Origin of the sequence: Larkinella sp. VNQ87, from assembly GCF_049445795.1 — a bacterium.
Classification (GTDB): Bacteria; Bacteroidota; Bacteroidia; order Cytophagales; family Spirosomataceae; genus Larkinella.
Map to the genome: position 1 here is coordinate 205,620 of NZ_JBMSDT010000014.1, position 25,181 is coordinate 230,800.

At 52.7% G+C, this 25,181-nt stretch carries 25 protein-coding genes and 1 pseudogene; 14 read left to right on the forward strand and 12 right to left on the reverse strand.

Translation table 11 applies throughout. From position 1 onward, the window contains the following. Positions 1–12: 12 nt before the first annotated feature. On the reverse strand, positions 13–1,011 hold the full coding sequence (locus ACO2Q8_RS23375) for a glycosyltransferase family 9 protein (protein WP_423347292.1): 999 nt from the start codon (positions 1,009–1,011) through the stop codon (positions 13–15). A 286-nt stretch (positions 1,012–1,297) separates the two neighbouring features. Between ACO2Q8_RS23375 and ACO2Q8_RS23380 the strand changes: the two genes are divergently transcribed. The 5 genes from ACO2Q8_RS23380 to ACO2Q8_RS23400 all read left to right on the forward strand — a co-directional run bounded on the left by ACO2Q8_RS23380 (position 1,298) and on the right by ACO2Q8_RS23400 (position 6,586). Beyond that, positions 1,298–2,545: a M16 family metallopeptidase gene (locus ACO2Q8_RS23380; protein WP_423347293.1), complete on the forward strand. Its 1,248-nt coding sequence runs from the start codon at positions 1,298–1,300 to the stop codon at positions 2,543–2,545. Between the two features lie 149 nt (positions 2,546–2,694). After that, positions 2,695–3,360, forward strand: coding sequence for an O-methyltransferase (locus tag ACO2Q8_RS23385; RefSeq protein ID WP_423347294.1), 666 nt, complete (start codon positions 2,695–2,697; stop codon positions 3,358–3,360). Positions 3,361–3,367: 7 nt separating this feature from the next. After that, complete coding sequence (locus ACO2Q8_RS23390; RefSeq protein ID WP_423347295.1) at positions 3,368–5,677, forward strand: LysM peptidoglycan-binding domain-containing protein; 2,310 nt, start codon at positions 3,368–3,370, stop codon at positions 5,675–5,677. Positions 5,678–5,682: 5 nt separating this feature from the next. Beyond that, a complete protein-coding gene (locus ACO2Q8_RS23395) occupies positions 5,683–6,246 on the forward strand; it encodes a DUF3109 family protein (RefSeq protein ID WP_423347296.1) in 564 nt (187 codons plus the stop codon). 13 nt (positions 6,247–6,259) lie between these two features. Beyond that, positions 6,260–6,586: an MGMT family protein gene (locus tag ACO2Q8_RS23400; RefSeq protein WP_423347297.1), complete on the forward strand. Its 327-nt coding sequence runs from the start codon at positions 6,260–6,262 to the stop codon at positions 6,584–6,586. 7 nt (positions 6,587–6,593) lie between these two features. Here ACO2Q8_RS23400 and ACO2Q8_RS23405 read toward each other — a convergent pair whose 3' ends face one another. The 4 genes from ACO2Q8_RS23405 to ACO2Q8_RS23420 form a co-directional block, all read right to left on the reverse strand. After that, complete coding sequence (locus ACO2Q8_RS23405) at positions 6,594–7,073, reverse strand: response regulator (RefSeq protein ID WP_423347298.1); 480 nt, start codon at positions 7,071–7,073, stop codon at positions 6,594–6,596. Positions 7,074–7,286: 213 nt separating this feature from the next. Next, a complete protein-coding gene (gene mtgA / locus ACO2Q8_RS23410; protein WP_423347299.1) occupies positions 7,287–8,087 on the reverse strand; it encodes a monofunctional biosynthetic peptidoglycan transglycosylase in 801 nt (266 codons plus the stop codon). A gap of 110 nt (positions 8,088–8,197) precedes the next feature. Continuing rightward, positions 8,198–9,337 carry a radical SAM family heme chaperone HemW gene (gene hemW / locus ACO2Q8_RS23415; RefSeq protein WP_423347319.1) on the reverse strand — a complete coding sequence of 380 codons (1,140 nt, stop codon included), beginning with the start codon at positions 9,335–9,337 and terminating at the stop codon, positions 8,198–8,200. Positions 9,338–9,397: 60 nt separating this feature from the next. Then, positions 9,398–9,856: a GNAT family N-acetyltransferase gene (locus ACO2Q8_RS23420; RefSeq protein WP_423347300.1), complete on the reverse strand. Its 459-nt coding sequence runs from the start codon at positions 9,854–9,856 to the stop codon at positions 9,398–9,400. A 343-nt stretch (positions 9,857–10,199) separates the two neighbouring features. Here ACO2Q8_RS23420 and ACO2Q8_RS23425 point away from each other — a divergent pair, with 343 nt between their 5' ends. After that, a complete protein-coding gene (locus ACO2Q8_RS23425; protein ID WP_423347301.1) occupies positions 10,200–10,625 on the forward strand; it encodes a DoxX family protein in 426 nt (141 codons plus the stop codon). 83 nt (positions 10,626–10,708) lie between these two features. Here the strand turns inward: ACO2Q8_RS23425 and ACO2Q8_RS23430 are convergent, their stop codons facing one another. The 3 genes from ACO2Q8_RS23430 to ACO2Q8_RS23440 all read right to left on the reverse strand — a co-directional run bounded on the left by ACO2Q8_RS23430 (position 10,709) and on the right by ACO2Q8_RS23440 (position 12,606). After that, on the reverse strand, positions 10,709–11,521 hold the full coding sequence (locus tag ACO2Q8_RS23430) for a PhzF family phenazine biosynthesis protein (RefSeq protein WP_423347302.1): 813 nt from the start codon (positions 11,519–11,521) through the stop codon (positions 10,709–10,711). A gap of 15 nt (positions 11,522–11,536) precedes the next feature. Next, positions 11,537–12,223, reverse strand: coding sequence for a hexitol phosphatase HxpB (hxpB, locus tag ACO2Q8_RS23435; RefSeq protein WP_423347303.1), 687 nt, complete (start codon positions 12,221–12,223; stop codon positions 11,537–11,539). Positions 12,224–12,318: 95 nt separating this feature from the next. Beyond that, positions 12,319–12,606 (reverse strand): YciI family protein, encoded by a 288-nt coding sequence (locus ACO2Q8_RS23440; RefSeq protein WP_423347304.1) that lies wholly within the window; start codon positions 12,604–12,606, stop codon positions 12,319–12,321. A 129-nt stretch (positions 12,607–12,735) separates the two neighbouring features. On the opposite strand from ACO2Q8_RS23440, the gene ACO2Q8_RS23445 reads away from it, so the two are divergent. The 3 genes from ACO2Q8_RS23445 (at position 12,736) to ACO2Q8_RS23455 (ending at position 16,963) form a co-directional block, all read left to right on the forward strand. After that, positions 12,736–15,213 carry a prolyl oligopeptidase family serine peptidase gene (locus ACO2Q8_RS23445; RefSeq protein ID WP_423347305.1) on the forward strand — a complete coding sequence of 826 codons (2,478 nt, stop codon included), beginning with the start codon at positions 12,736–12,738 and terminating at the stop codon, positions 15,211–15,213. An 85-nt stretch (positions 15,214–15,298) separates the two neighbouring features. Further along, positions 15,299–16,507 carry an alpha/beta hydrolase family protein gene (locus ACO2Q8_RS23450; protein ID WP_423347306.1) on the forward strand — a complete coding sequence of 403 codons (1,209 nt, stop codon included), beginning with the start codon at positions 15,299–15,301 and terminating at the stop codon, positions 16,505–16,507. A gap of 126 nt (positions 16,508–16,633) precedes the next feature. Beyond that, positions 16,634–16,963, forward strand: a complete 330-nt coding sequence (locus ACO2Q8_RS23455) for a hypothetical protein (RefSeq protein WP_423347307.1) — start codon at positions 16,634–16,636, stop codon at positions 16,961–16,963. Between the two features lie 107 nt (positions 16,964–17,070). Here ACO2Q8_RS23455 and ACO2Q8_RS23460 read toward each other — a convergent pair whose 3' ends face one another. The 3 genes from ACO2Q8_RS23460 to ACO2Q8_RS23470 form a co-directional block, all read right to left on the reverse strand. Then, positions 17,071–18,201: an endo-1,4-beta-xylanase gene (locus ACO2Q8_RS23460; RefSeq protein WP_423347308.1), complete on the reverse strand. Its 1,131-nt coding sequence runs from the start codon at positions 18,199–18,201 to the stop codon at positions 17,071–17,073. A 114-nt stretch (positions 18,202–18,315) separates the two neighbouring features. Continuing rightward, positions 18,316–19,494 carry an aldose epimerase family protein gene (locus tag ACO2Q8_RS23465; RefSeq protein ID WP_423347309.1) on the reverse strand — a complete coding sequence of 393 codons (1,179 nt, stop codon included), beginning with the start codon at positions 19,492–19,494 and terminating at the stop codon, positions 18,316–18,318. 117 nt (positions 19,495–19,611) lie between these two features. Next, positions 19,612–19,821, reverse strand: a complete 210-nt coding sequence (locus ACO2Q8_RS23470; protein WP_423347310.1) for a hypothetical protein — start codon at positions 19,819–19,821, stop codon at positions 19,612–19,614. A gap of 203 nt (positions 19,822–20,024) precedes the next feature. Here ACO2Q8_RS23470 and ACO2Q8_RS23475 point away from each other — a divergent pair, with 203 nt between their 5' ends. Next, on the forward strand, positions 20,025–20,273 hold the full coding sequence (locus tag ACO2Q8_RS23475) for a MoaD/ThiS family protein (RefSeq protein WP_423347311.1): 249 nt from the start codon (positions 20,025–20,027) through the stop codon (positions 20,271–20,273). Between the two features lie 116 nt (positions 20,274–20,389). Then, positions 20,390–20,800: a molybdenum cofactor biosynthesis protein MoaE gene (locus ACO2Q8_RS23480; RefSeq protein WP_423347312.1), complete on the forward strand. Its 411-nt coding sequence runs from the start codon at positions 20,390–20,392 to the stop codon at positions 20,798–20,800. Between the two features lie 127 nt (positions 20,801–20,927). Here the strand turns inward: ACO2Q8_RS23480 and ACO2Q8_RS23485 are convergent, their stop codons facing one another. Next, positions 20,928–22,109, reverse strand: coding sequence for an endonuclease/exonuclease/phosphatase family protein (locus ACO2Q8_RS23485; RefSeq protein WP_423347313.1), 1,182 nt, complete (start codon positions 22,107–22,109; stop codon positions 20,928–20,930). 246 nt (positions 22,110–22,355) lie between these two features. Between ACO2Q8_RS23485 and rimP the strand changes: the two genes are divergently transcribed. From rimP to ACO2Q8_RS23500, 3 genes and pseudogenes are all read left to right on the forward strand, one after another. After that, positions 22,356–22,835: a ribosome maturation factor RimP gene (gene rimP, locus ACO2Q8_RS23490; protein ID WP_423347314.1), complete on the forward strand. Its 480-nt coding sequence runs from the start codon at positions 22,356–22,358 to the stop codon at positions 22,833–22,835. 100 nt (positions 22,836–22,935) lie between these two features. Then, a complete protein-coding gene (nusA, locus tag ACO2Q8_RS23495; protein WP_423347315.1) occupies positions 22,936–24,180 on the forward strand; it encodes a transcription termination factor NusA in 1,245 nt (414 codons plus the stop codon). 174 nt (positions 24,181–24,354) lie between these two features. Next, a pseudogene (locus ACO2Q8_RS23500) lies at positions 24,355–25,181 on the forward strand (hypothetical protein); the annotation flags it as partial.

Below are 25,181 nucleotides of genomic sequence, written 5' to 3' on the forward strand. Positions count from 1 at the left end.
CCGGCAAAAGCCTCAGTGCGGGATTCGTTCCAGGAGTTGTTCGGTCCGGATGCCATGGGCACATAAAAAATGGCCCAGCGGACAGGCTTTACGCCCATGCAGCCCGCACGGGCGGCATTCCAGAATTTCTTCGATTTCAACCAGATGCGACTCATCGGCCAGTGGACCAAAGCCGAACTGCGGCACGGTGGAGCAGAAAATGGCCGTTGTCGGCGCGTTGACCGCCGAGGCCAGGTGCAGGGGGGCCGAGTCGTTGACAAAGTTCATCTGCGCGCCCTGCATCAAAGCCGCCGACGCCAGCAAAGGCAGTTTGCCCGCCAGACTGATCACCCGCTCACTGTCCACACTGAGCCGGATACGCTCGACGGCTTCCACATCCGACGGTGCGCCCAGCAGGTATACAGTGTAAGGAGCCGGAACACGTTGCAGAAAATCGACCCATTGTTCTTCGGGATACTGCTTGGTAAACCAGACCGATGTGGGCGCTACGCAAATATAGGGCCGGTCCTGATAGGGTTCGACCAGGTTGAAATCGGTTGCCGATGGGTACAACCGGGGGCGGTAAACGGCCCGGTTTGTAAAGTCACTGACCAATTCCGTGTTCCGGTCGATTTCGTGGATACCCGGCGCAATCCGGTGTTCGACCCGGTACGTAAAAAACCGAGAGAATGGATTTTTACTGAAGCCAACGGTTTCAGTTGCGTTCGACAGGGCCGTCAGCAGCCCCGTGGCTCCGAAACGCTGGAGGTTGATCACCTTGTCGTACCGGCGCGGCCGGATGATTCGGAGCAGCCGGAGCAGATCCCGGTACTTGCCGTTTTTCTTATCCCAGACCAGCACTTCGTTCAGAAACGGGTGGCCTTTCAGCAAACCTTCGTTGCCTTTCCGAACCAGCACATCCAGGTGGGCATCCGGGTAATGGGCGTGTAGTTTTTCAATCAGGGACGTTGCCAGAATGACATCGCCGATAAAAGCGGTTTGAATAATCAGAAACCGGAAAGGTTGATTCATTGAGTAAAATTCAGATTGGCGGACAGCAAAACAACGTTAGCGACCGTTTAGCGTGTATGGAACAGAGGCAACAGCCTGCGCCGGGCGACGCTGCGCCAAAACCGGGCCAGCCAACAGGCGGATGACGACAAGCAGTATACTATTTGTGTTCATACGTGCATTGCGATGAAATTTTCTTTGACTAAATTTAGTTCTTAATTCCCGTACCGGCAAAAACACCTCACAGAATTTAAGGCCGGTTTTGATTGGCATTCGCTTCCGCGTTGCGCAACCGGGTTGGAATAGAATGGAAGATTACGAACTGCATACCTTACCAAACGGCATCCGGATTGTTCATAAACAAGTACCGCATACCCAAATTGCCCACTGCGGCATCATGCTCGACATCGGGAGCCGTGACGAATTACCCCAGCAGGAAGGGCTGGCCCACTTCTGGGAGCATATGGCTTTCAAGGGTACCCAAAAGCGGAAATCGTTTCACATCATCAACCGGCTCGAAACCGTCGGGGGCGAACTGAACGCCTATACGACCAAGGAAAAGGTCTGCTTTCACGCGTCGGTGCTCGGACTGCATTTCGAGAAAGCCACCGAGTTACTGGCCGACATTGCCTTTTATTCAGTTTTTCCCGAAAAACAAATCGAAAAAGAACGAAGTGTCATTCTGGAGGAAATGGCAATGTACTACGACTCGCCGGAAGACGCCCTGCAAGACGATTTCGATCAGGTGGTTTTCAAAAACCATCCGCTGGGCGGTAACATTCTCGGCCGGCCCGAAACCGTACGGGCCTTTACCCGCGAACAGCTTCAGCAGTTTATCGCCGGAAACCTGGACACCGAACGGGTCGTGTTTGCGTCGGTCAGCAACTGGTCGTTCAGCAAGGTCAAAAAGATTGCTACCAAATACCTCAGCGACATTCCGCACCGGACTTCCGACCGCAAGCGGCTGGCTCCCGGCCCATATGAACCGCAACGCCTGACTGTCGAACGGCCCATTACACAGGCCCAGTGTGCCATCGGTCGCCCGTCGTACGCTCTGCCCGATGCCCGCCGGTTGCCGTTTTTCATGCTCGTCAACCTGCTCGGCGGACCGGGCATGAACTCGCGACTGAACATGAACCTGCGCGAAAAATACGGACTGGTATACTCCATCGAAGCCAGTTACACGCCGTTTCTGGATACCGGTTTTCTAGGTATCTATTTCGGCACGGACCAGAAACACCTCGACCGCAGCATCGCGCTGATTGGCCGAGAAATGAAACTGCTCCGCGAAAAACCACTGACCACCCTCCAACTTCACCACACCAAGGAGCAGTTGATGGGGCAACTGGCGATGTCGGAAGAAAGCAACCAGAGCCTGATGCTCACGATGGCAAAAAGTATTCTGGATACCAGCAAACTCGATTCGCTGGAAGAAATCTTTGCGGAAATTCGTCAGGTCGATGCCGGTTTGTTGCAGGAACTTGCCCACGAAATGTTCGATGAACCCTCTTTAAGTCACTTGATTTTTGTTCCCGAACCGGACGAAGACGAGTAATCGTCAGCAATTATTCATCATAATGTCTCTTCATCCGTACGGGAACAAAATAGGATCGCTCCGTTCCCGTTAAGAGAATAATTGTACCTTTACAAAACCACACGACCGGGTATTATTTCACTGGCCTAAAGCAACCCCCGTACACCGGCATGGATTTTTTGCCACCCGATATTTCTGCCTATTCCGAAGCGCATACGTCCCCCGAAAGCGAACTCCTGCGGCAGTTGAACCGCAATACCCAGGCCCGAATGCTGTACCCCCGCATGTTATCGGGGCACATTCAGGGGCGGCTGCTGGCGATGTACTCGAAGATGCTGCGCCCCCGCCGAATTCTCGAAATTGGTACGTTTACCGGCTATTCGGCCCTGTGTCTGGCCGAGGGACTCGCCGACGACGGCACGCTTATTACCCTCGAAAAAGACGACGAACTCGAAGCCTTTGCCCGGTCGTACTGGAATCAGTCGCCGGTCGGTCACCGGATCGATTTGCGGCTGGGCAAAGCCGCCGACCTCATCCCGACGCTCGACGGGCCGTTCGATCTGGTGTTCATCGATGCCGACAAAGAAAATTATAGCCTGTACTACGACCTGGTTTTCGACAAAGTGCGCACCGGTGGCATTATTTTAGCTGATAATGTGCTATGGAGCGGCAAGGTGGCCCGACCGGTGGGTCAGGGCCGGACGGCGGCCGAACGCCGGGCTGACAAAGACACCCAGGCCGTGATCGACTTTAACCGCAAAGTGAGTGAAGACCCGCGCGTGGAACAGCTTTTGCTCCCCGTTCGGGATGGTTTGATGATGATTTACAAACACTAAACAGCGTATGAAAAAGCGACTATCGACGCTCTCCCTTCTCCTTTTCTTTTCCTGCTCAATCGTTCTGACCGGTATTGCCCAAACGCCCACTGAAGTGCCTTCCTCCGTCCGTTTTGCGGATCTTGACGTCCGTTTTGACGAGGGGGCCCGGCGCATTATCAAACAGGATATTACGGCCCTGGTACAATCCAATCGAAAATACTGGGAAGCCAAGCTCGACCGCGTGGTGCTGTATTTTCCGCTGATCGAGTCCATTCTGGAAGAAGAAGGTGTTCCGGTCGATCTGAAATACCTGGCCGTTCAGGAAAGCTCGCTGACGCCCGACGCCGTTTCGGCCTCTACGGCGGTGGGCTACTGGCAATTCAAACGGGAAACGGCGATGGATCACGGGATGCGCGTCGATGATGAAGTGGACGAGCGCAAGAGCATCGTGGCATCCACCCACGGAGCTGCCCGCTATTTCAAACGCAATAACACGGTTTACAACAACTGGGTATCGTCGCTTTTCTCGTATTACCTCGGCACAACCGGCATCAGCAAGCTCGTTCCGGCCGACTGGGCCTACGCCAAAGAGGTTACGTTGAACGAGAAAACCGACCGCTATATTTTGCGCTTTTTTGCGCACAAGATCGCACTGGAAAGTGTTTTGCCCGCTTACCGAACGGCCAACCCGATTGTGCTGGTCGAATACCCCTATGGTAGTGGCAAAAGTCTCTCCCGGATCTCGCAGGACCTGAATATCGACGAAGCCGAACTCCGCAAATACAACCGCTGGGTTTTGGGCGATAACATTCCCGCGGACAAAGAATATGTCCTAGCGATTCCGGCAACGGGTCAGCAGGCTGCGGCTCTCCAGCGTCTGGCCCAGCAACGAACCGCAACCCAGGCCACGTCGGTAAGCCGAACGCAGGCTCCGCAACTGACAAAAACCGATACCGGTTTTCCGATTCTGCGTAAGGTCAACTACTCCAAAGGAAAACCGGATGTTGTCCTGTACGAAATCAACGGCTTACCCGGTATTCAGGCGCTGGCGGGTGCCAATGCCTCAACGCTGGCGCGTAAAGCCCGGATCAGCGTGTCGAGCTTCCTGCGGTACAACGACATGAGCGACCGCGACCCCGTTGTCGAGAACGAGGTTTATTACCTGTCTAAAAAAATGAAGAAGGCGACCGTTCCGCACCACACGGTTCAGGTGGGCGAAACAGCACGAAGCATTTCGCAGATGTACGGGGTCCGGCTGAAAAAGCTCTTACGGTACAACCGGATCGACCGTTCCGACCGTTTGCAGGTCGGTCGGGTGATGTGGCTACGCGAACGCCGTCCAGCCAATCGTCCGGTCGAAATCATCAAAACACCGACCAATCCGGCGCCTGCCTCCCGGCCCATTGCCTCGCAATCCGGCGCGAACGATACCCGCCTAAGCCAGTCGGCACCCACAGAACGCCCGGCCAATACCATTCCCCGGAATGCCTCGGAGCGGAAGCTTTACACACCAAAGCTGGTCGAGTCGAAAGATACCCCGGCTCCGGCCAAAACCGACGCCCGGATTGCCGACAACAGTACGGCTCCGGCCAGCCGTCCGGCCGAAATCCCGGTGAATTCGAACCCCAAACCGCCGGTTTCGGAACCGGCCAGTGCGCCGACTGTTACGACCCAGAATTCCGGTTCGACGCAACGGGTCGTGATTGTTCGCCCGGAAGGCTCCGGTTCGTCGGCGACAACCGGTTCAGAGTGGGATGCGACACCGATGAAAACCACGACCAGCCCGGCACCGACTAGTCGCCCCACCGAGCGGAAACCAGTGGATTCGGGCGCAACAACCGCGCCGGTGATGGCCAGTACCAAACGCCCGACGACCGAGCCGGTGGCCGAAACCCCGGCTCCGATTACCCGTTCGACACCCGCACCGGCCAGCACCTCCACCGCTCCGGTCCGTTCTGCCAGTTCCCGCTCGATGAGTCATAAAGTGGAACCCGGCCAAACCTACTACAGCATTTCCCGCCTGTACAACGTTTCGGTCAGCGACTTGCTGGAATGGAACAACCTGACGGAAAAAGACAAACTGGCCGTGGGGCAATCCTTGGTTATTAAGGGAACGGGGGAAACCGCTCCGGGCCAGGCCCTGTCGTCGGGCCGGTCGGCGGCCAGTGACCCACGAGTGAGCGAAGAAATCGTGTACCATACCGTCCAGAAGGGCGAAACCATGTTCCGGATTTCGAAACAATACGGTGTGACGGTCGAGCAGATTCAAACCTGGAACCAGCTCTCGTCGGGCAATGTTAACGTGGGTCAGCAATTAAAAATTATCAAGAAGTAAGGCGTATGATTTTGATCGATAATACCTGCATCAGCGATGATGTGGCCGAGAAGTTTTTTGTCTGTAACCTGGAAAAATGCAAAGGGGCGTGTTGTGTAGAGGGCGATCTGGGTGCCCCTTTGGAACCCTCGGAGCTGGCGGTATTGGACGAAATTTATCCGAAAGTAAAACCGTATCTGATGCCCGAAGGAGTTAAGGCCATTGAGAAACAGGGTTTGTACGAATCCGATGGCGACGACGGTTTTGTGACGACCACCATCAACGGCCGGGAGTGCGTTTTTGCCAATTACGACGAACGCGGCATTTTGAAATGCGGCATTGAAGCGGCTTACAACGACGGAAAAGTCGACTTCAAGAAGCCCATCTCCTGCCACCTGTATCCGATCCGGATTACCAAATACGACAGTTTCCATGCCCTCAATTACGACCGCTGGCCGATTTGCAGCCCGGCCTGCTCGTTCGGTGAGCAGTTGGGCGTTGAAGTATACAAGTTTCTGAAAGAACCGCTGATCCGGATGTATGGCCCCGACTGGTACGACGAACTGGTGAAGGAAATCGAAACCCGGTAAGCGGTTTTAGCGGATGGCACAACGGGATTATTTCGAGGATGTATACGAAGTGGTACGGCTTGTGCCGCCGGGGCGCGTCACCACCTACGGGGCTATTGCCCGTTACCTCGGCCTGCGCGCCGGAGCCCGCATGGTGGGCTGGGCTATGAACGCGGCCCACGGGCGGGACGTACCGGCTCACCGGGTAGTCAATCGGGTGGGCGTTTTGTCAGGCAAGCATTTTTTCGGCAGCCCAACGGCGATGGCCGACTTACTGGCCGCCGAGGGTGTCCGGGTTAGCGACGACCGGGTTGAAGCGTTTGATAAACTCCTTTGGGATCCTGGCACTGAGTTGGCCTGACCTGGGGTCAGAGCAATTGCGACCAGCGGACGCTGGGCACTTCCAGAAAACAGGTCTGCATGCTGATCACCAGATGGTTGTAGTCGTCCATCAGGTTCGGCTTCTGTAAATAGCCGTTTGCACCCAGACTGTACGCTTTTTGCACCAGGTTTTCTTCAATGGAAGTCGACAGCATAACCGTCGGGATGTGCTTTAGTGCCGGATGGCTTTTAATGGCTTGCAGGACTTCAATACCGCTCATCCGGTGCATATTGACATCCAGGATAATCAGGCCACATTTGGCTACCTTCTCAGCCGCGTCTTCGTGCTCCAGCAAACTTCGGAGTAACTGGTCGCCGTCTTCAAACTGAATCACCTGGTGTTTGGCACCCACATTCTGAAAGGCTCTCAGAATAAACTGCCGGTCGTCTTCGTCGTCATCCACTATAAATACACAGATTTTTCGCTGCAAGGAAGGTGAATTCAAAATCTGGACCGATTGTGGCATTTTCGTAATAATCAGTTCAAGATACGGTGTAATCTGGCGATGAAATTGACAGACATACTAGATTAATTATGTCCGAATATCACTAATTAAACTGTAACAAAGGCCCTGGTACGTCAAAGCGTTCGCTAACCTAATTGTAAGAAATGGACCCAATTAACATTTGTCCATTTCTTACAATTATCATGAACTAAAATTACAATGAATTCTGCCAATTTACAATTTTTTGAGATAGGATTGACCGCCCAGATACCGCATTTGCCGGGCAATTTGCCGGGTCCGACGCTGGGTATAGGCCGACGGTTTTTTGATGGAGAATAACCGTGGATTCGGCAATACAGCCGCAATGCGGGCCGCTTCGGTACGGGTCAGGTATTGGGCCGAATGACCGTAATACCGCCGGGAAGCCGCTTCGACGCCAAACGTCAGCGGACCGGTTTCGGCCACGTTCAGGTAAACTTCCAGAATGCGTTCTTTCCCCCAGATTAGCTCAATCAGAAACGTAAAGTAAACTTCCAGCCCTTTGCGAATGTACGACCGGCCATTCCAAAGAAAAACATTTTTGGCCACCTGCTGCGAAATGGTGCTGGCTCCGCGGGGCCGTTTCCGGCGCTGATTTTCCTTGATGGCATCCTGAATTTCGTCGAAATCGAACCCCCAGTGCGTCGGGAAAGCCTGGTCTTCCGAAGCGATGACGGCCAGTGCCATTTCTTTCGAGATTTCTTCGTAGGGCGTCCAGTCTTTGTACAATTTGCTGTCCTGGTCATTCGACGAAGCTTCCAGTTTCCGGGAAATCATCAGGGGCGTAAACGAAACCGGTAGATACTTCAACAAAATGACCCAACCGACCGAAATCAGCAAGGCCAGCAGAACGAATTTGGCGACAAACCGCCCGATCCGCTCCAGCCAGGGACGCTGACGAAGGTACGAACTTACCCGCGGGGCACGGCCCGAACGGGAGGAAGCCGAACGTGGAGTTGATGAGCGCAAACGATTGACCGGACGTGGCGTATTCATTAAACGCAAAACTACATAAGAATTATGAGTTAGGAGTTAAGAATTAAGAGTTGGCTCCGCCGTTTCCCATAAAGTGGCGGAGCCAACTCATAACTCTTAACTCATAACTCTTAACTCACAAATAGTTCGGCGGCTACGCGGTCGGCAAAAAGCTTTCCGGCTTCGGTTAACGTTAGTTTGTGGTTGTTGAACCGGAGCCAGCCTCGCTGGCAGAGTTCTTCCAGTTCGGTCCGGCGAAGGAGTTCAAAATCGGTTTCGGCCAGGGTGGTCAGCTCATTAATATCGCAGCCCCACTGGGTGCGCAGGCCTGTCAGCAGGTATTCATTGACCCGGTCGGCACGCGACAATACTTCAACCGTGCAGGGAATTTTCCCTTTTTCAATGGCCTGAATGTACTTTGTATTATGAGCCACATTGTATTGTCGGCTTTCGCCGTTGAACGAATGAGCGCTGGGACCAATTCCCAGATACGGCCGTTGTTTCCAATAACTGCTGTTGTGCCGGGCTTCCCAACCCGGCTGGGCAAAATTCGAGATTTCATACTGCTCATACCCCCGGCTGCGAAGCGTTTGGACCAGCATCGTGAACTGTTCGGCGGCAAACTCATCATCGGGAGCCTGAAACCGGCCTTTTTTCTGCCAGTTTCCGAAAACCGTACCCGGTTCAATAGTCAGACAGTAGGCTGAAATATGCGGTACCCGAAACGCCAGCGCTTTCGCCAGATCGGCAGCCCACAGGTCGTGCGAATCCGCCGATATACCGTAGATCAAATCGATCGTCAGGTTGTCGAAACCGGCTTCCCGAGCCAACTGCACACAGGTTACGGCTTCGTCGGCCGAATGCGCCCGGTTCATCATACGCAAATGGGGTTCGTGAAAGGACTGAATCCCGATGCTCAGCCGATTGACGAACTTTCGGAGCCTGCGCAGGGGCTGCAACCGATCCGAGGGTGGCCCCAGCAGGTCGTCGGGGTTGGCTTCCAGCGTAATTTCGGCATCCGGAGCCACGGTATAATGCCGGTGCATCGTTTCAAAGAGTTGGTTGAGTTCGGCTTCGGTAAGCAAAGAGGGAGTGCCTCCGCCGAGGTAAATGGTTTCCAGGTGGCGGGTTGGCAGGTAATCTGCCTGCAGTTCAACTTCCCGGCAAAGCGCATCAACCAGCGCCGGTTTTTGAATTAGGCTCGTGCTGAAATGAAAGTCGCAATAATGGCAGGCTTGTTTACAAAACGGAATATGAATGTAGAGATGCATCGATTCCATTACAAATCGGAGCATCGTCCGGTTCCCATACAGCCGTGCCGACGGTCTGTTTCAGGCATCGAGTTGTTTTTCCAGAACAATGGTGATGTAACCGCCTGCGTTGGCAATGGTTCCGATGATGTCGAAGCCGTGTCGGATATTCAGAATCAGCATGTCGCGCCATTGATTACGGGTATGCGTTCGAATGGTCCGGAAACCGTTTCCCTGGCACCAGGTGTGCTGCTGCCGCATCAGTTCACCCGCAATCCCCTGCCGACGGTAATCCGGACTTACGCAGCCTAACCAACTGTAAAAATGCCCTGGTTTCCGTTGATAGCCCATTTTATACCCCACCACCGTCTGCTCGTCCAGCGCCAGAATGGTCAGCAGATTGCGGCTTTCCATTTCCCTGAACTCCTGTAAAAGTTCGTCCGGCGATTGACCGGTAAAAACACGCTCGTGAAGCAGGAAGAGTTCCTGCAAAAGAGGGTCGGCTGGTAATCCGGAGAGGATTTTGTAGCGAAGATTCATGCTACAAAATTGGCAGAAAACCCGGTTTTTCATTGAAAACCGGTCAAAAAAGGAAGAGGCTGGAACGTAACGTACTTATTTTTCGGGGCACTTCTTGCAATGTTTCCCCTTCTTTTTCCATTTTTTACAGCACTTTTTGAAGACGCAATCCATTCCACCCAGAAACGGATTGGTACCTGATTCAAGGCTTTTTTGTGCGAAAAAGGAAAATTCGAACGATTTTTCGGTCAATTCATTCATGGCGCTTTCAACGAGACGCCACAAATGTATTACTTATTTAGAATAAGTACAAATATTATTAGGGATCGGTACAACTTGATGCCTACTTTTATCAATTTTAATTATGAAAAAAGTGTTCAACACCCTCGACCGCTACCGGCCTTACGCGCCTTTTCTGCTAAGGCTGGCTTTTGGGTACCAAATTCTGGATGTGGTTGGCCACACGGCTCTGCACCCCGCCGAAGGGGTTCCGGGTTATGCCGACTGGCTGAAGAGCCTGGGTTTTCCGCTCCCGCTGGTCAGTGCTGCACTCTCGGCTTATGCTGAATTTTTCGGTGCGATTCTGATCATCCTTGGCCTCTGGACGCGCTGGGCGGCTGTTGTTCTGTTCATCAACTTCACGTTTGCCGTGCTGATGGGTCACCTTGCCATTGGCGATACGTACAAAAACACCTTCCCCGCACTTAATATACTAGCGATGAGCGTTTTCCTATTCCTGAATGGTCCCGGAAAACCGTCCGTGGATGAAGGTTTCCGTACCCACGAATAACGTACCCACGGACTTTAGTCCGTGTTTTTAAGCTAGCTTTTCGAGAAAGACAATAAAAACACGGACTAAAGTCCTTGGGTACGTTAGAGTTCAAACTCACCCGTTAGGTAGAGTTTGACTTGCCCGCTGATTTCAACCCGGTCGCCGAGCAACTGGCAGCGCAGATAACCGCCCCGTTTGGAAATCTGCCGGGCGATAAGTTCCGTCTTGCCGAGCTTTTCGGCCCAGTACGGGATAAGTGTGGTGTGTGCCGAACCCGTTACCGGATCTTCATCGATACCCGATTGCGGCCCGAAAAACCGGGATACAAAATCAATGGATTTGCCCTCAAACGGATCACCCGGGGCCGTGACGATGACACCCCGCGCCGGAATGGTCGCCAGTTCCCGGAAATCAGGTTGCAATTCCCAGACTTGCTGCTCGGTTTCAAACACGATCAGGTAGTCGGTTTTTCCCTTCAGCACCTCCACCGGTTTGATACCGCCGAGACTAGTTTCCAGCGCGGGCGGTTGAATGGCCAGGTGGGTATGATCGATCGGGAAATCCAGCACCAGCCAGTCGTCCTCACGCCGGACGTTCAGCACACCGCTTCGGGAGTCGAACGAAATGGCGTCACCGGGGGCGGTTTTTTCCAGGCAAAAGACAACGTAGGCCGATGCCAGCGTCGCATGACCGCACAGATCGACTTCTACCGTTGGCGTAAACCAGCGGATGTGGTATCCCCCGTTGGCCGGGTCAGTGGGCACGTAAAATGCCGTTTCGGCCAGGTTATTTTCAGCGGCAATGGCCTGCATGGTTTCGTCAGGCAGCCATTCCGTCAGCGGACAGACCGCGGCCGGATTTCCTCCGAAAAGCCGGTTGGTAAAGGCATCCAGTTGGTAAAGGCGAATGGGCATAAAAGGTTTAGATTTTCAGCGAACCGCTGAGGGTCGTGACAGATGGTTTTCAAATTCCCGCAAATGGGCCGTTGTGAATTCCGTCAAAACCGGAATTTTCAGCATGGCCAGGTCAAACTTCGGATCGTTGAACTCGTAATCCGCCGGCACCGCCACGGTGAACATGCCAGCCGCATGGGCCGCTTTCAGGCCATTGCCGGAGTCTTCGAATGTAACACAGGCTTCCGGCTGAACGCCCAGTTTTTGGGCCGTTCCCAGGTACACATCCGGATGCGGTTTATTGCGTTTTTCCAGCGTAGCGGAGTGCCAGCAGGTGAAATACGACCGGATATTCAGCCGGTCGATGACCAGTTCGATCAGGTGCATGGGCGATGCCGACGCAATCGCCATCGGAATGCCTTCCTGCCGAAACAAATCCAGAATGCCCGGAACGCCCGGCATCGGTCCGGCGTATTTTCCGATGGCATCGTAAGCGCCCTGAAGGATGTCGGTATTGACTTCATCCAGACTGCGATTGGTCCACGGAAACTGCTCGTACCAGTACCGCACGACGGCATCCGTCGGCATTCCGGTGGTTCGCTTGCACATTTCATCACTCATTTCCAGCCCCACCGTCCGGAATACTTCCACCTCGACATCCCGCCAAAACGGTTCAGAATCGACCAGAAGGCCGTCCATATCAAATATTGCTGCCTGAATCATTCTTACGAAGTTATCCGGTTTATTGTTTGTCATTTATAGTTAACACAAACCGAAGGTTCATAGACCCGTCAACTATAAATTATAAACCCTACGAACTAAATCTCGGCCTGCCGAAACGGTTTTACATCGATCCGCTCCCAGACTTTGCCCGTCACATAGGGGTCGGCCTGCAACCAATCGTTCAACTGTTCCTCCGAATCGAAATCGACCACCATCAGCGAACCGATCATTTTTCCATCGGGATCGAGCAACGCTCCGCCAAGAACAAAATTTCCGTTTGCTTTCAGTCGACGGGCACCGTCAAAATGAGCTGGTCGGACAGCCATCCGCCGATCCATAGCCTGCTCATCTGTGTAATCGTAAGCGTGAACGACGTATCGCATTGTGTTAAGTCTAGAGAAAAATGCGCCGAAATTCATTCGGACAGTACTTGTTTTCGATCAAATCTAATCCTTTTCCTATTTTCTCGCTAATTTCATTATTTAAAAACCCATTCGTCGATTCTTTCATCAATGAAACTACGTCTACTTGGACTGAGCGCCTTCATCGTCGTCAAAAGTCTGGCCCAGGCACCGACCCCTGCCCCATCCCAACTCACCATCGAAAAAATCATGCAGGACCCGAAAGGCTGGATCGGGACGTCACCCTCCGCTATTTTCTGGTCGGAAGATTCAAAAACAATTTACTTTAACTGGAATCCCATTCAGGCCAAAGCCGATTCGCTGTATAAAATCAACCTTACAGGCGACCGTAAGCCCCTGAAAGTCAACCCTACCGAGCGACGTCTACTCCCCTCGGCTTCAGGCGGGACGTATAACCGGACCCGGACGCTGAAGCTGTATGAAAAAGACGGGGATTTGTTCTTGCAAGATTGCAAACCGGGTAAAAATGGCCTCCTGCCTCCGCGTCAGCTCACCAATACCGTCGAACGGGAAAGCAACCCGGTTTTCAATGGGAACGAGCAGAAAGTGGTTTTTACCCGCGCTAATAATTTATTTACCATCAGCCTGGCGACGGGTGAACTGACGCAGGTAACAAACCTGGATACCGGCTCGAAAAAAGCCGATTCGAAAATCAACGAGCAGGAAAACTGGCTGAAACGCGACCAGTTGGCCTTGTTCGACGTGCTGCGCGAACGAAAAGCGAAAAAGGACGAAGGTGAAAAAATTACCAAAACCGGCCAGCCCCGGCGTCCGAAACAGTTCTATACCGAGGGCCGCACCGTCCAGAATCCGACGCTCAGCCCCGACGAACGGTTTGTGACGTTCTCACTCGTAAAAGCCGCTCAGGGGGCCAAAACTGCCATCGTGCCCAACTACGTAACCGAATCGGGCTTTACGGAAGACCTCACGGCCCGCACGAAAGTTGGCGCCCCTCCGTCGAGCCAGGAGTTTTTTGTGTACGACATTCAGCGGGATACCATTCAGGCGGTTTCGACCAAAAGCCTGCCGGGAATTATGGATCTGCCGGATTACGCCAAAACGCCGAGTGCTCCGGTACCCGTGCCCGACAGCAGCCGACGGCGCGGACCATCGGCCCCGGAGCCTCTCGCAGCCGATACCGCCAAAAAAGCCAAAAAGCCGACCGAACGCACGGTCACGATCAGCGGCCCGATCTGGTCGGAAGATGGCAAATACGCCGTGGTGATTGCCCGGGCCTACGACAACAAGGACCGCTGGATTCTGCGGCTCGACCCGGCCACCCGCCAGTTGAAACTGCTGGACCGTCAGCGCGATGAAGCCTGGATCGGCGGGTTCGGTGCGTCAATCAGTACGACCGGTTTTCTGGGCGATAACCAGACACTTTACTTCCTGTCGGAAGCCGACGGTTATTCGCACCTTTACACCGTCAATGTCGAAACCGGTCAGAAAAAGCAGTTGACCAAGGGACCATTTGAAGTGCAGCAGGTTCAGTTGTCAAACAGTAAAACCCATTTTTACCTGACGACCAACGAGGTCCATCCCGGCGAGCAGCATTTTTACCGCATGGCCGTTACGGGTGGCGACCGGGTGAAACTCACCACGATGACCGGAGCCAACGATGTAACGCTTTCGCCCGACGAAACGAAGCTGGCCATCCGGTATTCGTACACCAACAAGCCGTGGGAACTGTATATAATTGATAATGAACAAGTACCAATGAACAAGGGGCGCAGTAAGACAACCGCACTAACGGCCCCGGTTCAGTTGACGCAATCAGTAACACCTGATTTTCAGGCGTATCCCTGGCGTGATCCGGCGCTGGTGACGATTCCGGCCCGCGACGGCCAAACTATTTACGGGCGGTTGTATAAACCGGCGAAACCGAACGGAAAGGCGGTGGTGTTCGTCCACGGAGCCGGTTATTTGCAGAATGCGCACAAGTGGTGGAGCCAGTATTTCCGGGAGTACATGTTTCACAACCTGCTGGCCGACAAAGGTTACACGGTACTGGACATTGACTACCGGGCCAGCGCGGGTTACGGACGCAATTGGCGAACGGGTATTTACCGGCACATGGGCGGCAAGGATTTAACAGACAACGTCGATGCGGCTCAGTGGCTCGTGAAAACTCAGGGCGTTGATGCCAAGCGGATCGGCATTTACGGCGGTTCATACGGCGGTTTTATCACGCTCATGGCGATGTTTACGACGCCGGATGTCTTTGCTGCCGGAGCCGCCCTGCGCCCTGTGACCGACTGGGCGGCTTATAACCACGGTTACACGGCCAACATCCTCAACGAACCGTATGCCGACACCCTGGCTTACCGGCGCAGTTCGCCCATTTATTTTGCCAACGGGTTGAAAGGGCATCTGCTGATTTGCCACGGCATGGTCGATGTGAACGTGCATTACCAGGATGTGGTCCGGCTGACGCAGCGGCTGATTGAACTCAGGAAGGAAAACTGGGAAGTGGCAGCTTATCCGGTTGAAGATCATGCCTTTGTGGAACCGACGAGTTGGATGGACGAATACAAACGGATCTTAAAATTATTCGAAGAACGCCTTTAACGGACACGAACTAAGGGCATTGGGCCGTTGTTAATAAAATACCGGCATCTTCCATTTTCGAAAAATTTCTACCCAACTCATCCGCATGACACTTAATCGAAAGGAGTTTTTACTATCACTCCTGCTGTCGACTACGGCCTTTCTGTCCGGGTGCAAAAACGACAACGGCAAGGACCCGGATCCCGTCGCCGACACCTATTTGGTCAGTAGTACTGAGATCAAATCGCTGACCCGATCACAGTTGACCGCCCAGGTGGCTCAGCAGTTACCGGCCCAATACCAGAGCATTATTGGCAGTTTTCTGCAGCATAACGTGAAGGTCTACAAGTTGGTCTACAACACGAAGCTACCCGACGGCACGGCGACGAAGGCTTCCGGCGCAGTCATTGTACCTGATTCAGAGCTTCCCGTACCGTTAATCAGCCAGCAACACGGGACCATTCTGAACGATGCCGACGCGCCGTCGAATTTCGGAGCCAACAGCGATGCGGCTTTTGGCGGGGTTTTCTTCGCATCGAGCGGTTTTATTCTGGCTTGTCCGGATTACATTGGCTACGGCGAATCGAAGGCCATTCCGCATACTTACGAACACCGCGAAGGGCTGGCAACGGCTTCGCTCGACATGCTGCGGGCGACGAAAGAATTCGTCAAAAAGAATTCGATCAAATGGGACGAACGGGTGCTGCTTACCGGTTATTCGGAAGGCGGTTTTGCCACGATGGCGTTGCAGAAGAAAATGGAAGAAGAAGCGCCGACCGAGTTTAACCTCGTTGCCTCCTCGATGGGTTCGGGCGCCTATCATAAGACGGCGTTTATGAAGCACATCATCAACCAGAAGACGGACGGCATCGCTACCTATAATCGACTGTATCTTTGGACGTTGCTCACTTACAACGACTTGTACAAGCTAAATAGACCGATGAGCTATTACCTGAAAGAACCGTATGCCACGCAGGCCACGCAGAATGGTAAGGACATTACTATTTCGGTCAGCATCAGCGACATTTTCACCGATAGCTTTAAAAAAGCCGTCAACGATGGCACGGATACCGGTTTCCTGAATGCTGTGAAAGACAACGATGTGCATGACTGGAAACCCAAAACCCCGACGTATCTGTATCACGGGACAGCCGATAACCTGGTCTTCTACTTCAATACACAAGATGCCTACGATGCCATGCAGAAACGGGGCGCAACAAACGTTGTCTTGAATAAACTGGAAGGTCAAAATCACTCCACGGCCGTTACGGGCTATTTGTTAGGCACTTATACGTATTTTACCAGTTTGCCGTAAGCATTCGACGGCTGATCGGCCCGGCAAAACCTCTCCGTTTGGGGAGGTTTTTCTGTTTTCGCCCAACATTTCGCGCGCTGGCGGGTTATAGCAGGAGACAATCGAATATATCATACAGCCAAAGTCATGAAAAAATTGTGGATGGTTGCGTTGCTGGCCGCATTCGGTTTTACGGCAAACGCACAGACAGTGAAAGAGGAAGCGAAGGAAACGGCTCATCACGCGGGTCAGACGGTGAAAAAAGCCGCTGACGAAGTGGGCGATGAAACGCGCGAAACCGCGCAGGAAGCCAAGCAGAAAGCGAAAAAAGCGGGTAAGAAAATAGATAAAGCAGCTGATAAAGCTGGAGACGAAATCCGGGAAACCGCCAAAGAAACCAAGCAGAAAGCGCGCGAAGCAAAACGCAAAACCGGCAAAAAAATGGAAGAAGCCGGGGAGAAGATGCAGGATAATTAATTCTGAATGGGTCTAAATGGTTGGATGGTTAAGAATGGTTAGATGGTTAAAAATTGTTAGCAGCAATTCAGCCATCTGACCATTCATAACCATCCAGCCATTTTCCATTATTTCCCTGTCATCTTCTTAATGAAAGCCGTCTCGGCTGGAATGTAAGGCTGGCCGTTTTCCCGAAAAATATCGTGGAACCAGACCGGCGGTTCGGCCGTGTACTGCTTCTGCCACGAATCCCAGGGGTAAATGGTGTTCGATTTGCCGGACACAAATCCCCAGTTGATCATCCCCACTTTTTCCGCTTTCGCAATCGGCAGCGACCCTTCGAAGGTGCTGCCCGCCGGACGCGCCATGTATTCGGTACAGATCAGTGGTCGACCCAACTGCTTCAGATGGTTCACCCGGGTTTTGAAATCTTCCGGTGGGCCGTAATTGTGAAATGTAATCACATCGGAATTCTGAAACAGAAACCGGTTCATCTCGTTCATCTTTTCGGGCGACGACCAGTCGCCATTCCAGGGAGCAGACGTAATGGGCTGCGTCGGTTTGGCTTCCCGCGCCCAGCCAAAACCGGCTTTTACCAATTCAACGCCTAACTGGGCTTTGTTAGGTAGTTCGGTTTTAATCGTTCCGTTCTTGCCATAGCTGTTGGCATTGTCGTTGTCCGGTTCGTTGACAATATCCCAGGCCAACACACGCTGATCATTCCGGTAGGTGCCCACAATATCGAGCACGTAGGCGCGCAGACTTCCCCACTGGCTTTTGTCGCTCAGGATGGCCGCGCCGGGTCCTTGCACCCAGCCCGAGTTATGCCGCCCCAACACGGGTTCGTGCTGCTTGCCCAACTTTGGCTGCGGGTCCCAGCACGAATCAAACAGCACCAGCATCGGCCGGATTTTGTGTTTGGCACATAGCGCCAGAAATTGATTGATGCGGTTTTTAAAGCCTTTGGCATCCTGCCGCCAGACCATGTCGTGCAGGAAAACCCGCATCGTGTTCATGCCCAGGCTCTCGGCGTAGCCCAGTTCTTTGTCAATCGTTTTCGGATCAAACGATTCGGCCTGCCACATTTCCAGTTGGTTGATGGCGGTTGAGGGTAGAAAGTTGCTCCCCACTAACCAGGGCTGGCGGCTGTACCAGTCGTTGGCCTGCTTCGCGGTCCACTGCTGGGCCATCGCCACAAAAGTCGATGCGCAAAGCAAAATCGCCAACGTTATTCGGCGCATTGATTGAATTTTATCCATATGGAACAAGATGGTTGTTAAAAAAGATTACACAGAGTTTATCAGAGAACATCGGGGTTAATCGGAGAAAACTCTGATACCCTCTGATGTCCTCTGATAAACCCTGTGTAACAATCATTTCACCGAAAACCGGTACTCCGTGGTCGTCTTGTAGGTTTCGCCGGGTTTCAAAACCGTGCTCGGGAAGTTCGGTTGGTTCGGCGAATCCGGATAATGCTGCGTTTCCAGACAGAAGGCCGACCGTTTTTCGTACGGGTTCCCGGTTTTACCAACTGCTTTGCCATTCAGAAAGTTACCGCCGTAAAATTGCACGCCCGGTTCGGTCGTTAGGACGTCCATCGAAATGCCGGTTTTGGGCGAAGTTACGGTGGCAATCAGCCGGGGTTGGGCGGTTTGCCCGCCATTGAGCACAAAATTATGGTCGAAACCGCCCCCGTTTTTAATTTGCACATGGTCGGCATCCTGCCGCTCGCCAATGGCTACCGGTTTCCGCAGATCGAAGGGCGTTCCTTCTACCGATGCCAGTTCGCCGGTCGGAATCAGGGTTGCATCGACCGGCGTGAAGCGGTCGGCGTTGATCTGAATCAGGTGGTCGGCGACAGAACCAGATCCTTCGCCGTTCAGGTTGAAATAGGCGTGGTTGGTCAGGTTAACGACGGTAGTTTTGTCAGTTGTGGCCTGATAATCAATCCGGATGCCGTTGTCGTCGGTCAGTGTATACGTTACATCGACGGTCAGCGTGCCGGGATAGCCTTCTTCGCCGTCTTGCGATACATACCGTAATTTCAGGCTGTTGTCACCGGCGGGGGTAGCGTCCCACATCCGGGCATTGAAGCCTTTTTTCCCACCGTGCAGGGAGTTGGGACCGTTGTTAACCGGCAGTTTATACGTTTTGCCTTCGAGCGTAAACTGGCCTTTGGCAATCCGGTTTCCGTACCGCCCGACCAGCGTTCCGAAGAAGGACTCATTCGCCAGGTAGTCGTCGATGCTGCTGTGGCCCAGGTTGACATCCACCATCTTCCCGGTTTTGTCGGGCACCAGAATGCTGACGATTCGCCCGCCGTAGTTGGTAATGGCAACCTTCATGCCCTTGGCGTTGGTCAATACATATAAATCATTCTGTTTGCCGTCGACGTCTTTCTGAAAACGTGAACGTTCCGGTAAACCGCTGGCTGAGTCAGCAGCCGCTGTGCTGGTACTATCCGACATGGTTGACGATTCTTGTTGTTTTTGGGAATTGTTGCAGCCGACCAGCATACCCAGCAGGACGGCGGAGAGGATGTATTTTTTCATAAAATCGTTAAAGGGTAGCAATGTTCGGACCTTACCGCAACCTGGCTGGTCAGTCTGGTTGTCGGGCGTCAAATATCATAACTTATTTTTAAAAAATTCTACTTGTTCTACGTGAAACTACAACCCTAATTCTTTGGGGTCAACGCCGGTATCCTTGGCCGAAGCCCGAAAAATTGCCAGAATTTCCTGGTAGCTAAAGAGCCGTCCGTCAATGTAGTCCTGCTCTTCCGGGTCAGCAAAGCCCTGTTTTTCATGCAAATCCCGGATGTTGGCGTAAACCGTAATCAGTACATCCTGAAAAAAGGCGGTAAATTGATCGTTGGTCATAAGCTGGATGCTTGATTCTTGATACTGGATGCTGGATATTGGATGCTGGATACTTGCTAGTTAAAACGGTCCATTGGGTTTAATATTCTTTCAATCCAGTATCCAGACCATCCAGCATCCAATATCAAGAATCAAGCATCCAGTATCAAGAATCAAGCATCCAGCCCATCCAGCATCAACCAGATAATTTCGTATCTTTGAGCATGAGCAATCGAGTATCTGTTCAACTTTTTGGCATTACCCGCGAGATCGTCGGCACGTCGGCCCTGACGATCGATTTGCCACAAACCGGTCAGGTAGGTGATTTGTTAACTGACCTGAAGATACAGTACCCCGCACTAAACGGGTTACGCTCGTTGTTGGTAGCCGTCAACGGCGAATACGCCGAAGCCGACCAGGCGCTGCATCCCAACGACGAAATCGCCCTCATCCCGCCCGTCAGCGGAGGCTGAAAATAGTTAAGAATTATGAATTAAGAGTTAAGAGTTGGCTGACGCATTCTATTCCTGCGGAGCTAACCGCCGGGCGGCCCCGTCATAACTCTTAATTCTTAACTCATCATTCCCTTATGGTTTCGATTACGACTGAACCGATTGATATGAATACGGCTTACCGGCACGTTTCCGACGGGGGTGCCGGGGCCATTACGTTTTTCTTTGGAACCGTTCGCGATAACACCCGAGAACGCGCCGTCGAGCGGCTGGAATACGAAGCGTATGACCGCATGGCCCTGTCGAAAATGCAGGAAATCGCCGAAGAAGCCTGCCAGCGCTGGGCTGTCCGAAAATACGCCATCATTCACCGGAAAGGCAATCTGGCGATCGGCGATATTGCCGTGTTGATTGCCGTCGCGACGCCCCACCGCGCCGATGCCTTCGATGCCTGCCGGTACATCATCGACACGCTCAAGCAAGAGGTTCCGATCTGGAAAAAAGAAATCTTTGAAGATGGCCAGGTCTGGGTCGATGCCCATCCGTAGACAAATGAATATCGAACACTGAATATTGAATAGCGAATAACGAAAAAGGCATGAACGGTTAGATTTATCCAACCTTCCCAATTCGGTGTTCGTTATTCAATATTCAGTGTTCGGTAATGTGTTCTTCTTAAAAATCAAACTCCACATGCGTTCTCGGCCTTCGATCCTTGCTGATCTCACGGGGCTTGATGGCGTATTGCGCCATGATTGGGTAGTGATCGGAAAATTTTACGTCCTTGTAAGTAACAAAGTTGAGGGGTTCCAGAAACCGGGCGTTGTAAAACTGGTTATCAATGCGCAAAAAACCGGGTGCTTTGTTGTAACTGAATCCAAAGCCCCGACCGGCGTCTTCAAAAGCGTTCCGTAAGAGTCGGCGCAGTTTGCCGTACGCATAGCTGTACGGTGTATCGTTGAAGTCACCACTAATGATCACCGGATAAGGACTGTTCCGGTAATATTCTTCAATCCGGGCAATCTGGTTCCGGCGCATCGTAAAACCCTGCCGGAGCTGGCGCAACAAGCCCTGGGTATTTTCCTTGACCTGCTCGGTTTCCCGCTGATTCAACATTCCGCCCACCCGAATGCCCATCGATTGCAGGTGAACGCTGATAACCCGGATGGTATCCCGGTCGATCTTGACATCGGCCCACACCAATCCGTTGAAATGATCGAAAACTTCTTCACCGCGTTTGACAATGGGATACCGCGAGAACAACGCAACCCCGATAAATTTACCGTCTTTCTCTTTCAGATAGTCCCGGTCAGGCGGATGCAGAATGGCGTAATAGGGATAACCGGCCCGTTCCAGCCGCCGGATGGTTTTAAAAACAACGGAAGTATTGTTATTATAAAATTCCTGAAAACATTTAATATCCGAAGGCTCTTTCAGTACCCAGTCAATCATCTGGTTGGCATAATCCGGGTGCTGCGTATCGACCACATCGTACTTGTTAAACCCCATCACGTTGTAGCTCATCACCTGTAACGTAGGGCGCTTCTCACTGTTGGCATCAGGCCGGTTGTAAGTGAGTGTACGTCGCCAGAACGGAATACCGATGAGCATCGTAACCAGCGGCATAAGCGTCCGCCAGGGACGAACCAACCCCCAGAATACGATGTAGAAAAGATTAAAGCCCCACGCAACCGGCAATGATATCATCAGCACACTCGCCGTCCAGTGCCCGATGGGCACTTCGTAGAGCAGATAATAAACCAGCAATGTGTACAAAAAAAGCAATAAGTTCAGCGACCAGAACAGCGATAAAAAAAACGAAGAAACCAGTACGCCAAGCCTTAGCGAGAATTTCATACGAACGAGTCAGATGGGTGCGGGTCATTCGGACCGCCTTTTTTCAGTAACGTAAGATCGAGGGCGTAGCGGTACAAAGGTACAAATGAATGTTCGTAAATTAGGCCGTTCACTCAGGCGTTAAAAATTGTTAGGCCCGGAATGTCGTAATTTGATTGGGAAACAATTCATAAAAGTTGTATCTTTGCAGCACTTATCAGCATTCGTGCATGGCAGGGAGTTTTTAACTCCCTTTTTTGTTAATTTATGGATGTAAAGGCGAAAGTTAACGAGCTGTTACAGCCGCATTTGAACGAAGATCAGTATTTTGTCGTTGATATTCAGGTATCCCCTTCCCGTACTCGTGCTAAAATAACCGTCTTGCTGGACAGCGATACCGGAATAACCATTGACGAATGCGCGGTCATCAGCCGCCGGTTGGGCAATCAACTGGAAGAACTGGAAATTTTTGATGGTCAGCCCTTTACGCTGGAAGTATCGTCGCCGGGTGTCGATGAACCACTGGTTTTTCGGCGTCAGTACCTCAAAAACATCGGGCGGGAAATCGAAGTTCTGCTCAACGACGGGCAATCGCGCCGGGGTAAGCTGGAGAGTGTAGGTGAAGAAACTATTGTGATTACGGAAAAACCGCTCAAGAAGCCGAAAAAGAACGATCCGCCCGTCGAGCCGATGGCCATACCGTTTACGGATATCAAGAAAAGCACAATACAAGTTTCATTTAAATGAAGATCAGTTTTCAACGCGTGTTTTCAGTTGGTTTTTCTGTTAAGTCTGACTGGAAATCCGCTCCTGATGACTGCGAACTGAAAAACTGAAGACTGAAATTATGGATAGCGGAGTACTCATTGAGTCGTTTGCAGATTTTGCACGGTCGAAAAACATTGACCGCCCGACCATGATCAAAATTCTGGAAGATGTCTTCCGGACGATGATTCGCAAGAAATACGGCACCGACGAAAACTTTGACGTGATCATCAACGCCGAAAGCGGTGACCTCGAAATGTGGCGCACCCGCGAGATTGTGGACGATAATTCGGAGGATATTTGGGATTATGACAAAATTCCGCTCACCGAAGCCCGCAAAATTCAGGCTGACTTTGAAGTGGGTGAAGAAGTAGCCGAGGAGGTCAAACTGGAAGATTTCGGCCGGCGGGTGGTGCAAACCGCCCGCCAGACGCTCATTCAAAAGGTCAAAGACCTGGAAAAAGAGCTCTTGTACGATAAATACAAAAACCAGGTTGGTGACTTACTGAACGCTGAAGTCTACCAATTGCTGAAAAATGAAGTAATTTTGCTCGACAATGAGGGCAATGAACTGAGCCTGCCGAAAGGCGAGCAGATTCCGAAAGATCGGTACCGGAAAGGCGAGACGACCAAAGCCGTCGTTCACCGCGTCGAGATGATCAACGGAACGCCCAAAATCGTCCTGTCGCGTACATCACCGGTTTTCCTGGAACGGCTGTTTGAAAACGAAATTCCGGAAATTTACGACGGGCTGATTTCCATCCGCCGGATCGTTCGCGAACCGGGCGAACGGGCCAAAGTCGCCGTCGAATCATACGACGACCGGATCGACCCGGTCGGTGCCTGCGTCGGGATGAAAGGATCGCGGATTCACAGCATCGTCCGCGAACTGGGCAACGAAAACATCGACGTTATCAATTATACCGATAACTTCGAACTGCTGATCAGCCGGGCGCTGAGCCCCGCCAAGATCACGTCGATGAACGTGGATCACGACGCCAAACGCGTATCGGTTTTCCTGAAACCGGATCAGGTGTCGCTGGCCATCGGCAAAGGCGGTCAGAACATCAAGCTGGCGGGTCGGCTGGTCGGGATGGAAATTGACGTATTCCGCGATGTGGAAGGTCAGGAAGACGATGAAGACGTTGACCTGTCGGAATTCAGCGACGAGATCGATACCTGGATGATCGACGAGTTGCGCCGGGTGGGTCTGGATACGGCGAAGAGTGTGCTGGCCCGGACGAAAGAAGAACTCGTTCGGATGACCGACCTTGAAGAAGATACGATTGAAGAGATTTTGGCAATTTTACGCCAGGAATTTGAGTAAGCATGATGAAGGATAAGTGATGGATGATGAATTAAGTTTGTCCATTCATCGTTCATCATGTATAGGCCATCATTATAGTGCTATTTTTCATTCTAAACCATTTGTATGGCAGAAGATAAATCCATGCGCCTTAGCCAAGTGGCAAAAATACTCGGAGTAGGTTCGTCTACTGTGGTGAGTCGTCTTTCTGCCAAAGGGATTAAGGTTGATAGTAACCCCAACGGCAAGATTACCAACGAACAGGTGGAAATCTTGGCGAAAGAATTCGGTAATACGGAATTATTGAATGGCGGAGCCACGCGTCGGCCCGCACCTGAACCCGTCGCGCCCGAACCAAAACGTCGGGATGACGACGATTTGCCGAAATATTTTCGGAACGAACCCGTGCGCCCTGCTCAACCGGCGCAACCAGCCCCCAATCCGGTGGCTCCCAAGCCCGTTGTCGTGCAGGAAGTGCCTGCGCCCCCCAAACCGCAACCCGAACCGGTTGTGGCTGAAAAAATGACACCACCGGCTCCCCCCCAGCCCAAACCGGAACCTGCCCCGGTTGCCCAACCGCAGCCCGCTCCGGTCGAAGCCCGGCAGGAAGCTCCTCAATCCGTTGCGCCGGTGGAACCGCGCGAAACACCCGTGGTCAAACCCGAACCCGCCCCGGCTCCCGTAGCCGAGGTAAAACCCGAACCGCCCCGGCCCGTTGCCCCTGAGCCACCAGCCGCTCCGGTTCAGGCAGAAATCCAGCCCCCCGTGGCACAACCGGAACCCAAAGAAACCCCGGCACCGGACCTGTCGAGTCCTCGCCTGCCGGGCCTGACGGTATTGGGACAGATTGATCTGAATCGCAAACCGACTCCCCGCCCCAACGACCCGAATGCGCGTCAGCAGCAAAACCGGGGCGATAATCAACGCTTTAATGGCCCCCGACCGGATGGGCCCCGGCAAGATGGTGGTCGCCCGGATAACCGGCATGGCCAGCAACAAAACCGCAACGACCGGAATGAGGG